Source organism: Ktedonobacteraceae bacterium (assembly GCA_035653615.1).
In the GTDB taxonomy this organism is placed as follows: domain Bacteria; phylum Chloroflexota; class Ktedonobacteria; order Ktedonobacterales; family Ktedonobacteraceae; genus DASRBN01.
This window is the reverse complement of record DASRBN010000030.1, coordinates 317,276-330,040: the sequence shown is the minus strand read 5'-3', so window position 1 is coordinate 330,040 and position 12,765 is coordinate 317,276. Positions and strand designations below refer to the sequence as shown.

The 12,765-nt window shown below is 51.9% G+C and carries 10 protein-coding genes and 2 tRNA genes; 6 read left to right on the top strand and 6 right to left on the bottom strand.

The annotated features are described in order from the left end of the window. Together VFA09_16440 and VFA09_16435 are read left to right on the top strand one after the other, a co-directional pair. On the top strand, nt 1–329 hold a 329-nt coding region (locus VFA09_16440; GenBank protein ID HZU68866.1), incomplete at its 5' end, for a hypothetical protein. 186 nt (nt 330–515) lie between these two features. Beyond that, nucleotides 516–905 (top strand): metalloregulator ArsR/SmtB family transcription factor, encoded by a 390-nt coding sequence (locus VFA09_16435; protein HZU68865.1) that lies wholly within the window; start codon nt 516–518, stop codon nt 903–905. A gap of 10 nt (nt 906–915) precedes the next feature. On the opposite strand, the gene VFA09_16430 is transcribed toward VFA09_16435, so the two are convergent. The 6 genes from VFA09_16430 to VFA09_16405 all read right to left on the bottom strand — a co-directional run bounded on the left by VFA09_16430 (nt 916) and on the right by VFA09_16405 (nt 4,225). After that, nucleotides 916–1,302, bottom strand: coding sequence for a response regulator (locus VFA09_16430; GenBank protein HZU68864.1), 387 nt, complete (start codon nt 1,300–1,302; stop codon nt 916–918). Between the two features lie 142 nt (nt 1,303–1,444). Continuing rightward, a tRNA-Trp gene (locus VFA09_16425) sits at nt 1,445–1,520 on the bottom strand. 5 nt (nt 1,521–1,525) lie between these two features. Next, nucleotides 1,526–1,611 (bottom strand) — tRNA-Ser (locus VFA09_16420). Between the two features lie 155 nt (nt 1,612–1,766). Continuing rightward, entirely contained in the window at nt 1,767–2,426 is a 660-nt protein-coding gene (locus VFA09_16415; GenBank protein HZU68863.1) for a hypothetical protein, read from the bottom strand. 159 nt (nt 2,427–2,585) lie between these two features. Then, entirely contained in the window at nt 2,586–3,746 is a 1,161-nt protein-coding gene (locus tag VFA09_16410) for a transposase (GenBank protein ID HZU68862.1), read from the bottom strand. Nucleotides 3,747–4,024: 278 nt separating this feature from the next. Beyond that, entirely contained in the window at nt 4,025–4,225 is a 201-nt protein-coding gene (locus tag VFA09_16405) for a helix-turn-helix domain-containing protein (protein ID HZU68861.1), read from the bottom strand. 384 nt (nt 4,226–4,609) lie between these two features. Here VFA09_16405 and VFA09_16400 point away from each other — a divergent pair, with 384 nt between their 5' ends. From VFA09_16400 to VFA09_16385, 4 genes are all read left to right on the top strand, one after another. After that, nucleotides 4,610–5,923 (top strand): hypothetical protein, encoded by a 1,314-nt coding sequence (locus tag VFA09_16400; protein ID HZU68860.1) that lies wholly within the window; start codon nt 4,610–4,612, stop codon nt 5,921–5,923. A gap of 19 nt (nt 5,924–5,942) precedes the next feature. Next, complete coding sequence (gene polA, locus VFA09_16395; GenBank protein ID HZU68859.1) at nt 5,943–9,074, top strand: DNA polymerase I; 3,132 nt, start codon at nt 5,943–5,945, stop codon at nt 9,072–9,074. Nucleotides 9,075–9,114: 40 nt separating this feature from the next. Continuing rightward, nucleotides 9,115–10,275 (top strand): LL-diaminopimelate aminotransferase, encoded by a 1,161-nt coding sequence (locus VFA09_16390; GenBank protein HZU68858.1) that lies wholly within the window; start codon nt 9,115–9,117, stop codon nt 10,273–10,275. Nucleotides 10,276–10,529: 254 nt separating this feature from the next. After that, nucleotides 10,530–12,662 carry an amylo-alpha-1,6-glucosidase gene (locus tag VFA09_16385; GenBank protein ID HZU68857.1) on the top strand — a complete coding sequence of 711 codons (2,133 nt, stop codon included), beginning with the start codon at nt 10,530–10,532 and terminating at the stop codon, nt 12,660–12,662. The last annotated feature ends 103 nt before the right edge of the window (nt 12,663–12,765 follow it).

The window sequence follows — 12,765 nt, the reverse complement described above, 5'->3', positions numbered from 1 at the left end:
AGTTCATCTCGTTGGGCCAGTCGCTCATGCAAGTCTTTATTCTCTTGTCGAAGCTGAAGCAGTTCTTCTTCTGGCGTCATGCCCTTACTCTACAGGATGTTGAACTCTTTGGCAAATCTCTAGGACACCTGAGTAGTTACGAACTTGCTTATATTGCTGGATTATTGCGAACTCTCACAAAGCATGCCGGCCTTTCTCTGGGAGACCGATGTTGTCTTGCCCTGGCACAGAGCCGAAATCTCTCTGTATTTACAACCGATCGACAGTGGGCGAATTTATCATTGGACATCCAGGTCCGTGTACCTGGTTACCGCCCCGGTCCTCGTTAACTCATCCAACCTTTTCCCACTCGACTATCCGTTTGTGGTCATCCTTGTTCCCGATGACTAGAGCCATCAGTTCATAGCAATAGTTCAGATTTGCCCAAATTTGTAACTCCATGGGGGTTCGTCGCGTGTATAGTGTAGAGTATTCGATACTGCTACCAACATTACGTGGAAAAGGGATTTGTTTGTATGTCGATTGAACAATCATCAGAAGTGACAAAGACACCGGCAGAGCCTCCATTTCATCATCGCCCTGCCGAAATTGAGCAATTCGTAGATCATTTCCTATCTATGATGTGCGACAGCACTCGCCGGCAAATTCTGGAGTTGCTGGCGATACCGGATAACAATGATCAAACACTTCCTATAGAGATACGTTCCGGCGATATCGCGAAACACTTGAAATTGTCTCCCGCTACTATATCAGGCCATTTAAAGCAACTCTCCAACGCCGGTCTGATTGCTTCACGTAGAGAAGGGAACGCCATCTATTACCGGCTGCGCAATCACACGCTAGTCCGCACATTCAAAGACCTGCTACATGCCCTCGACAATGAACATGCCATCCGGCAGCATTAACCGGTAGCTCTCAGACAGGCTTTAGCTGGTTAATGGTTTGCAAGAGTTTGCTCATTTTAAAAGGTTTGCGCAACATGGGAATATGAGGGAAGCGTGCTTTGACCTGCGCCAACTCATACTGGCTGCAAGCCGAAACAATGACGATAGGCAACGTGTCTGGCGGGATGCTTTGACGAATGCGATGGATGGCCTCGACCCCAGACATATCGCCCGGCAGCAGCAGATCAACGATAACGAGGTCATAGGGCAGCGGTGAGCAAACGCCTGCCGGGTGAAAGAGAGCGGCGAGGAGCGAGGAACTCTCGACATGTGTGGAGACGTTATGGCCGGCCATACGCAAAGCAGTAGACATGTAATCGAGAACGGCAGGGTTATCTTCGAGCAGTGCAATGTTCATGAGCAGACTCCCTCCTGCTAACAGTACATATGCCCCTCTCTTATTATCTATGCTGTGTCAACTGCTGGATGAGGTGAAGTCCAATTCTGCTATTCAACTTTAAGGGAAAATAAAACCACCTGAAAATGATGTTCAGGTGGTTTGGCAGGGGCGACACGAGTCGAACGTGCAACCGCTCGTTTTGGAGACGAGTGCTCTGCCAATTGAGCTACGCCCCTATAGGCGGAGAGGGTGGGATTCGAACCCACGGAGGTGGTTAACCTCAAGCATTTAGCAAACGCTCGCACTAGGCCTCTATGCGACCTCTCCACTATTAGCTTTATAGACTTGTCTAAAGAGCAGGGCAGTTCCGGTATGCTCTCAGTACACCGGAAGCAGGACCCTTTACCGCTTCGTTATGGAGAGAGTATACCAAACCGCACAGTGGGTGTCAAGCACTTTTTCGCGTTTTCCCAGGCTCACCATTACGTGGGTAAATCCGCCGGGAACGCGTAGTAGCGATCAGGCGGTGGATTGTGCGAGCCATACTCAAAAGTGATGACTTCGTGCGAGGTGAGCGGCACTTCGGTATTGAGAGGTGAGGTGACCACTCCGGTGAAAGGTTTGCCAGCGATATAGACTTTCCACCCGGTCTGCTGTGTAAGTACGCTGGGGAAACCAAGATTGGCAAAGCCGTCATGCCAGATAGTCATGAAATCATCAAGTTTCTGGTTGGACGCTTGTTGGGGCGCCTCGACATGGATAATGCCATCGCTGGTATGGGTGTGCAGCCAGTAGAAGCAACTGCCATCGGATGCGATGCCAATCCCTTTAGGAATGGTAATATTCTTGCCATTCACGTAGATGCTAAGGTGAACATGAATATGGTAGTTCACAGACATGCTCGACTCGCAAGGTACACCATTAATGGCCGGGTATTTAGCATCATGACTCAGCAGCCATTGGATGTTCCAGTAAATGAAGCCGATCAGCCCGAGCAGGATAATGCTACTGCCAATTGTACCCCACAGGATGAGGCGGGCACGCCGGCTCTGCTTACGGCGTTGCGCACGCGCCATGCGCCGTTCGCGTAAGATTTCATCCTGCTCAGGATTGGCCGGTGGCATAAGGCGCTGATAACTCATAATCTAGTTTCAATCCCCTATCCAGGCTAAGGCAATGATCTGGCCCCTGCCGCCTCCGGTGGAAGAAGTATAGCAGCCAAACCGAAAACGTCAAGGGCAAAGACACTAAACTTTCCCTTTTCTCGTGACAACTCCCCATGCCTAAAGGCAAGGGGCTTCTCAAGGGCGCGTCCCTTGAAGGCTCTGCCCGAGCCGAAGGATGTTTATCGCGGCGTTGTGATCGCGGTCTAACTCCGTGCCACACTCGCAGGAGTGCCAGCGTTCACTCAGGTCTTTTTTCTTGACCGTGCCACAGCCGCTACAGATCTGGCTGGTATACCGGGGGTGAACGAACAGTACTTCTCTACCAGCGTTTGCAGCTTTGTAGGTACAGTACTGTTGGAATTGAGACCAACCAGCATCATTGATTGATTTGTTCAAGCCACCTTTGGCAGACGCGCCATTGGGGAGATAGGTGCCATTTTCATCCTGTTTGGGCTTAGGCTGCCTGAAAAGATTGGTAGGTTGCAAGTCTTCAAACACAATCGTTTCATAGGTATCCACCAGTTGCCTCGATTGCTTATGTAGGAAGTCCTGGCGCTGGCGTCGTACTTTTCGGTGGAGCTTGCCAAGCAGTTTCGCGGCTTTCTCGCGGCGCTTGCTGCCCTTCTTTTTACGTGAAAGTTTCTGTTGAGCTCTGGCTAGTTTCTTCTCAGACTGGCGGAAATAGCGAGGATTGTCTATCGTGTCTCCTGTCGAAAGGGTGGCAAAGTGGGTGAGACCGAGATCAATCCCTACCGCCTCGCCGGTGCAGGCCAGCTTTGGGGAGTCTTCCACTTCACAGGCAAAAATGATAAACCAGCAATCGCCCTCTCGTTTGATCGTGGCGGTCTTGATGGTTCCCTTGATCTGACGATGCAGCTTCAGCTTGATGCTGCCGATTTTGGAGAGACAGATGCGATTATCCGCCGTGAGGGAGTAGCCTCCTTGTGGGTAGCAGAAACTATCATAGCGATTGCGGCCTTGAAACCTGGGGTAGCCTGGCTTTTCACCGGCCTTGACTCGTCTAAAAAAGGCTTTTATCGCCTTATCGACACGTCGAAGGACATCCTGGAGGACCTGGCTATGGATGTGCTGATACTCTTGCCTCATCTCTTTGATCTCGGGCAATTGGTTGGCTTGATCGTAGTAGTTGATCGTTTTGCCAGCCATACGAGAGGCGTCTTTTCTCTCTTGCAATGCAGCATTGTAGAGTTCCCTGGCACGGTCAAGCGTCCAGGTGAGGAGTTGCTCCTGCTTCCTGGTTGGATACAGTCTAAACTTGTATGCGTGCTTACACATGCTTTTGATTCTCAACGAACGGCCCTTCTATCCCCATGTCTGAAGTCAGGGGTTTTACGGGCCGGTTTGATAATGTATTCCCTTGTCTTGCTCATTTTATGGAACGGCGCACGCAAGTGAGAGTAACAAGAGGCATTGTGGCGCTAGCATTTTATGGTAGTGAAACGGAAAGCGCAAAAATACTCCTCATTATTAGCTTGCAAGGAAGCATAACACAAGCTGGCGAGACGCGAGGGGGGATAGACGTCCGCCAGCATGGACATCTGATTACAACAAGCCTACGCGGGCAACTGGGGACTCTGAAGCAGCTTATCCATAGTGGATTTCTTGACACGGTAGGCCTGGCGTTTCCCACTATGAGGAAGGGTCACGGCTTCGAGAGCGCCATTTTTAATCCAGCGGCGCACGGTGGTGTCGTCGACTCGCAAACGGCGAGCGACTTCACGCACAGTTAGTAGTTCATCCATTTGTTCTGGCATACGATTCTCTCCTACGAAGGTGGATGATGGTAAGCGATCTATGATACTATTATCAGCATGTGGCATGGGTACCTGATGTATTTCTCCTTTCATATACCTGGTCCCACTTGCATGATTCTCCATCGCACTGTTTCCCGGTTTCTTAGTAGCTCACTATGTTTGCCGGTCGGACAAGATGGGTAGATGCAGTGAGATACTACGCCGACACATCTTGTGCTACATATTGTAGCACCACCTGTCAGTTCAGTTATCTTTACTATACATTTCGACACAAGTATACTAAAATAAAGCTGTCTCGTCTCATTACGCCTTGAGCGCGTAGCACCAGAGTCGCTGGCGGTGACGGCTAGACGATAATGCCTTTATGATAATAACGAGGTTTGTATGACTTTCTTCAAAATCGTGATCAGCGATCTCCACCTTGCCGACAGGCAGACTGTCCTGGACGGATTTGGTGACCGGCAACAATCCGCACTCGAAGGATTACTCTCTACAACTGCGAATCAGGGTTTTGCCGAAGATGTTGAGCTGATCATTAATGGTGATTGCTTCGACTTTCTCGCTCTTCCCCCCTATAAGACGGATGAAGTGATTGATTCGAGTACAGCACTGGAAAAGCTGGAAAAGATGATTGTCGCCCACAAGCCATTCTTTACAGCACTGCGGCGCTTCGCAGAGCATCCGGGGCGGCACGTCACATTCATTAGTGGCAATCACGATGTTGAACTGGGTTTCGCGGAGGTACGAGAACGCATTCACGAGGCAATTGGTGCATCGAAAGGGATAGATTTTTGTCTTTCACAGAGTTATCGTCCATTGCCGGATGTATTGATTGAACACGGTCATCAACACGATTTCTGGAATGCAGTACAGGGCTTATGGGATGAGAAAGGCGAGCCGATAGCAGTCCGACCGGCGACGATTCAGTTACCGCTGGGTACGCAATATTTCCAGCAGGCGGCGTATCCGATGAGCACGCAGTATCCATATTTTGACCATTTTGAACCCTCAATGGATTTAATGCGTCAGATTGCTATGCTCTGCCTGCTCAATCCGCTACTCGTTCAGGAGACAGCAGAACTCAGTATGAAAATGCTTTCCTATAAGCGAGAGGCAGCAGCGGGAGCAAACAAGGATGGAGGTGTTCAAGCGCTGTTCGAGGAGGCAATGCAAGATTTTCTGGCTTTTTCCCAGGATATGGTGATGCGGAGGCCAGGTTGGCAGAGTCTCCCTGAAGGTGAGCAGGCGGAGGCCGGGCAGTTGATGCAATTTTTCCGTCTGAGAGAGTCACTAGAATGGCCCCTTGCCGAAGCCCTCGCCGAGATTTGCATCCCTGGACCTTACGCAATGGCAGAGGATGTAGCAAGAGGCATGCATACTGTGCTGGCAAATAATCCGGCAGTGCGGTATGCTATTGCTGGCCATACACATATGATGCGGAATGATCGTCCTAAAGATGGAACTCAGGTTTATCTGAATACGGCGACCTGGACCTCGCGTTATGCACTGCCGGCAAGGGACGAACTAACCCCGCAATTGATCGAGTGGTTACGCCAACCAGACTGGAGCGATGTTCCCTTGCGCGATGTCACGCAGATGGTATTTGCGTTGATTGAGGCAGAGGAGGGCAACCCATCACATGCCAGCTTATGTGCCTGGGAGGGCGGGATGGATGGACACTACCGGATTTTGACATAGATAAAAGAATGGAACATATATGACAGAAGAACAAAACAAACAAACAAATGGCTCTGGTCAATCCCACCAATATCTCTCGCCACAAGATCAGGCTTCGAACTCCAGTAAGACACAAGGAGAACGCAAAATACTGGTCTTGATCGATGGCCATGCCATGATTCATCGCGCCTTTCACGCTGTGCCGGAGGACCTTGTAACGAGCAAGGGTGAAGTCGTCAATGCAACTTTTGGTTTCACCAACTTTCTACTGAAAGCCTACGCCGACGTTCATCCCGATTACCTGGCAGTGACTTTTGATCGGCCATCGCCGACGTTTCGCCACCTGGAATTTGCTGAGTATAAGGCACACCGACCCACGTTACCCGATATTATGCGACCGCAGTTCGGTCGCATTCGCGAGGTTGTAGAGGCTTTCGGCATCCCTATTTACGAAAAAGACGGTTATGAGGCCGACGATATCATCGGAACGCTTTCGGTGCAGGCCGCAAAGCTGGGCGTGGATACAATCATCTTAACTGGCGATATGGATACGCTGCAGCTTGTCAATGAGCATGTGAAGGTGATGGCCGCGAAACGTGGCATTAGTGAAGTGACGAACTACGATGTGAATGCCGTCATTGCCCGCTATGGTCTTCCACCCGATAAGTTGCCTGATTTCAAGGGATTGGTTGGCGATAAATCCGACAACATTCCCGGCGTACCCGGCATCGGCGAGAAGACGGCGGCGAAGCTGCTGATCGACTATGGAAGCGTGGAGGGCGTGCTGGCTCATCTCGATGAATTGACGCCGAAGGAGCAACGTTTACTGCGCGAAACGGGCGAGCAGGCGTTGCAAAGTAAGCACCTGGCCACAATCATACTGGATGCTCCGGTAAAACTCGACCTGGAAGCCTGCCGCGTCGGACAGATCAACCGCGAACGCGTGGTAGCGCTCTTCCGCGAACTGGAGTTTCGCACCCTGGTCGATAAGGTTCCCGGCAATTCGGATTCCAGCCAATCCAGCTCGAAGGCAGAAAAAAAGAAGCCGGAGCCGGTGCCTGCTCAAGAGGAGGAACTACTGCTGGCCGCTCCCGTTGGAGTTGTACCGATTGTGGCCCCACCAAAGCCACCAGCTATGGGCGTGGTAGCATTGCCAATAACAATGACAGGCGCTTCCCATTCCCACCGGCATGCGTCACAGGATGATACTGAAGTGGATGAGCAGGATGGACCGGAACAGTTAAGCCTGTTTGGAGATTTGGAACCGCCTGCGGAGGTTGTTACCAAACTGCGCCTGCCCGCGAACCAGTACAGCGAACCGCTCTTCCTGGACACCGGTGATGCCGGGAAGACGAATACTATGATTGTCAACAGCGAAGAGGCATTACAGGTCCTGGTAAAAAGTCTGTACGCGGCGGGGAGTTTCGCGCTTGATACCGAATCGACATCGGAAGACCCCTGGCATGCGCAACTGGTAGGTATCTCTTGCAGTATGGCAGCTGGCGAGGCGTACTATATTCCCGTCGGGCATATCGCGACGATTGATGGGCAGGGGCCAGAAACACAATTGCCCCTGAAATTCGTGCTGGAGCAATTGCGTCCTGTGCTTGAAGACACGACCGTGAACAAGTACATGCATAACGCCAAATACGATATGCTGCTGCTCGATCTGAATGGCATTAAGATGTGCGGTCTCGCCTTCGATACGATGCTGGGAGCTTATCTGACGGACCCGGGGAGGCGCGGGTTAGGGCTTAAGGACCAGGTCTTCCAGCGCCTGGGATATGTGATGACGCCGATTGCACAATTGATCGGCACGGGCAGCAAAATGATCAGCATGGCACAGGTGCCTATTCGCCTCGCAGCGGATTACGCGGGCGCGGACGCAGATATGACGCTGCGCCTCGTCGAGCCGATTAAAGAAGAGCTGAAACGTAATGGTCTGCTGGAGCTGTACTACAATATCGAATTGCCACTCTTGCCGGTACTGTTGCAGATGGAAAAATATGGCGTGGCCCTCGATGGCGATTTCCTGCGCTCATTAAATGAACGACTGGGCGAACAGATCAGCGCGCTCGAAAAGGAAATCTATGCCTCGGTTGGGCACCAGTTCAATATCAATTCAACGAAGCAACTGGGCGATATCCTGTTTGGAGAGTTGAAACTGCCATCTGGCAAGAAGACGAAGACAGGCTACTCGGTTAGCGCGGATGTCATCGAGAACCTGCGCGGGAAACATCCTATGATCGATCTGCTGCTAGAGTACCGGCAGCTGGCAAAACTGAAGTCCACCTATGTCGATGGACTGCTGGCATTGATGGACCCGGTGACGGGCCGCGTGCATACGTCGTTTAACCAGACAATAGCATCGAGTGGGCGGCTGTCATCGAGCAATCCCAATTTGCAGAATATTCCCATTCGTACCGAAGTGGGGCGACAAATTCGCCGGGCCTTCATCGCCGATCCCAGCTACGTGCTGTTGACCGCCGATTACTCACAGTTCGAACTGCGCATCCTGGCCCATATTACGCATGAGCCACGACTGGTAGAAGCCTTCAACAAGGACGAGGATATTCATAAAATTACCGCGGCTTCACTCTTCAATGTCCCCATGCAGGAGGTCACCAAAGATCAGCGCCGCCTGGCAAAGACCGTTGTCTACGCGGTGCTGTATGGACAATCAGCTTTCGGGCTGGCTCAAATCACGGGCATGACCAACAGCGAGGCATCAGACTTCATCAAACGCTATCACGAAACATTCCCACGCATCAAGGATTATGTTGAGAGCACACTTCATCAAGCTCGCAAGCAGGGGTATGTGAATACGTTGTTTGGGAGAAAGCGTTTCTTCCCAGATATGCATGGTCTTCCATTCAACGAACGGCAGGCCCTCGAACGTGAAGCGATCAATATGCCCATACAGGGTGGGAACGCTGATCTGATCAAAATTGCCATGATCCGTATCCAGCACGAGATCGAGCAACGACGCATGAAGACGCGCATGATCTTGCAGGTGCATGACGAGTTGGTCTTCGAGGTACCCGTTGAGGAACTCGAACGAGCAAAATCGCTGGTGAAGCGCTTAATGGAGGGGGTGGCGGAACTGGATGTGCCGATCAAAGTGGAATTGAAGACGGGTAAAAACTGGTACGAAGCGGAGCCGGTGGAGTAGAATATTGGATAGAGCATTTTCATGAAGGAGTACCATTTCGATGCATCTATCCAATACCATACAAAACCTGCCACCCTATCATTTTGCCGACGCCAAAAAGAGAATAGCCGACCGTAAAGCAGCAGGCGTAGACGTAATCAGCCTCTCGATGGGCGACCCTGATCTGCCGGCGCCCCAGGTCGTTATAGATCGCCTATGCGAATCACTGCAAAACCCCGAAAATCACCGTTATCCAGAGTATCGTGGTATGCGCGCGCTGCATGAGGCGTTCGCAGAATGGTTCGAGCGGCGCTTTGACGTGCAACTGGCACCCGAACGCGATATACTACCCCTGCTTGGCTCAAAAGAGGGCATTTCCTATGTGGCAACCTCTGTACTCAATCCAGGGGATATTTCGCTTATCCCTGACCCGTATTATCCAGCGTATGTCACTGCCTGCACAACAATAGGCGCGGAGCCATATATGCTGCCCCTGCTGGAACAGCATGGCTATCTTCCTGATCTGGAAAGTATCCCGGCGGATGTGCTAGCGAGGGCGCGCCTGCTCTGGCTAAATTATCCGAATAACCCGACAACGGCGTGCGCCGACCGCGCTTTTTTTGAACATGCCGTGGAGTTTGCCCATCGTCACGACCTGGTCATCATTCACGATATGGCCTATGCCGAGGTCTACTACGGTGATTTTCGCCCTATGAGTATCCTACAAATTCCGGGCGCCTTTGATATCGCGGTTGAACTCCACTCGCTTAGCAAGACCTATAACATGGCGGGTTTCCGTGCCGGCATACTGGTGGGAAATCCTGAGCTTGTAGATGCAGTCGGGCGCTTGAAAAGCAATATCGATAGTGGAATGTTCCGGCCCATCCAGTATGCCGCTATCGAGGCCCTGCGCCTGCCAGAGTCCTGGATAGAACAGCGCAATGCCATCTACAGGCGAAGGCGGGATATGCTGGTGTCCGGGTGCGACGAATGCGGGATGCGTGCGCAGCCACCACAAGCAGGGTTGTATGTATGGGCACGTATACCCAGGGGGTTCACATCGCGCGATTTCGCCAACTGGCTTTTTGACAAGACAGGCGTTTTCATCACTCCCGGCACAAATTTTGGAGACAGAGGTGAGGGTTACGCGCGCATCTCGCTAACCGCACCAGATGAGCGGATCGAGATGGCATTGGAGCGCATGCGGGCAGCGCTGGCTTAAACATGCCTGGACAATCATGATTTTTCACAATCAAATCAGGGAATTCCGTAGGGACGGTGCCTGGTGCCCGTCCTGTGCCCCAACGAGGACGAGCCATTATCCCTACGGGAGCAGCAAACCTGGCGTTTTCCTCGTACATCTGTACACCTTGTCAGTCGTATTCGGTACAGTGTAACATTATGGGGACAAGCATGAGGATAGGCATCAGGTACTATCCCTACAGAAGAAAATAAGACGGCAAGAGGAGAATCCTCATGAGCATCGACTATGAAGAGGCGGCCGCCGACACTCCTTCCAACGCATGGAATTTATTTGTGGGTCATGATATTTGTGGAGACGTACAGGCAGCGCTGGATCGCGAATGGTTCGTGACCAACGGGCTGGGAGGGTATGCCGGAAGTTCCATTGCAGGAGCACCGACGCGCAGCTATCATGGCCTGCTGGTGGCCGCACTCCATCCACCCGTCGAACGCACTGTGCTGGTAACAAAGATCGATGAGGAAGTCGAACTGCCGGATGGGCACGTATTGAAGCTGGGTGTCAATGAATACCAGGATGGCACGATTGACCCACAAGGATATAACTATCTTGAACGCCTGGCACTGGAGGGCGACGTAGCCTGCTTTCGTTACACACTTGAGAACAATCTTCGCCTGGAAAAGCGTATCTGGATGGAATATGGGCAGAATACGACCTATGTGCAATACATTGTGCATGATCTATCCGAAAATGAACTGAACGATGTAACGCTGAATTTGCGCCTATTCCCATTTTGCCTGTATCGCGATCATCACAGCACAACCCAGGGTTCGCTCGATTGGCATTTCCAGGTTGAAAATAAGGGCAATAGCTGCTGCATTCGCGCCTACGATGAAGCGCAGCCTTACTGGCTGATTGCCGGGTCAGTAGCTAAATTTGCCCCTACGGATTACTGGTATTGGCATGTATTGCACCGGCGAGACAGAGAACGAGGTCTACCGGACCTGGATGATGTCTACCAGCCAGGCGTTTTTCACGTGCAGATAGCGCCTGGTGAACGCGTGACACTGGTCTTAAGCGCGGAAGAAGGCGCCGCCACGGAATTTGGTGGCCCATATCACGAGGGTGCGGTAGTCGAAGCACATAGACGCCACTCGAGACGCATCCGGCAACTGCTAGATATTGCGGACCACTCAACCACCAGTTTAGCCCAGCAGGACCCTGTGCGTGCCCGCCTGGTCATTGCCGCCGATCAGTTTATCGTTGCTCGCCCAGAAAAGAGGAACGATCATAGTAATGAAACCCAGTCTTTCCGGCTTTCCCCCGAGCGCAAAACAATCATAGCGGGCTATCCCTGGTTCACCGATTGGGGGCGTGATAGTATGATCTCCCTGCCCGGTTTACTGCTCTGTACGGGGAGATTCAGCGAGGCACGCGGGCTGATCAAAGCCTTCGCCTCGTACACGCATCAGGGGCTTATTCCAAATCGTTTCCCCGACAGCGGCGAGACGCCGGAATATAATACCGCCGACGCGACGCTGTGGATGTTTCACGCGATCAATAACTACACTACGACAACAGGAGATTGGTCGCTGGTAAAAGAACTGTACCCCACACTCAGCGGCATTATCGATTGGCACGTGCGAGGCACGCTCTACAATATCGGCGTTGACCCGTCTGATGGTCTGCTACATGCAGGCGCACCTGGAGTGCAATTGACATGGATGGATGCGAAAGTGAACGATTGGGTGGTGACGCCGCGCCATGGAAAACCGGTAGAAATCAACGCGCTCTGGTATTGCGCGCTGGGCTATATGGAGAGCTGGGCGATACACCTCTCTAAGGATGCACTTGAATATGGTCAATTGCGTTCTCGTGTGGGTGAAAACTTCGCGGCACGCTTCTGGTATGAAGATGGAGGATATCTTTACGATGTTGTAGATGCTGACGGGATAGCAGGAAAGAACGATGCTTCACTGCGTCCGAACCAGTTGTTCGCGACTTCGCTTACCCGCAACCTGCTTTCTGAAGAGCAAATCCGCAGCATGTTCGAGAAAGTGACGCAACACTTGCTGACACCCATGGGATTGCGCACCTTGAGTCCCGATGACCCGGCCTATCGCAATCATTTCAATGGTAATCGTGAAGAACGCGATGGGGCCTATCACCAGGGAGCGGTCTGGCCCTGGCTGATCGGACCATATATCGATGTGTACCTGCGCCTTCATAATGACAGCGCGGTATTGGCCCATCTCCTGCAGCCACTGGTCAATCACCTGTGGGATTTCTGCCTGGGCACGATCTGTGAGGTTGCAGAGCCGGAACCGCCTTTTACGCCTGCCGGCTGCTATGCACAGGCCTGGAGTGTAGCCGAATTGCTCAGAGTATGGTTGCTGACAGCAGGATGATAAATATTTACGAAATAACCCCTGAAAGCTCGTAAACTGGTCTTCGTAGCCGCATGATCTCGTCAATTATCTGACAGAAACTTTTCCCCAAATCATCTCGACG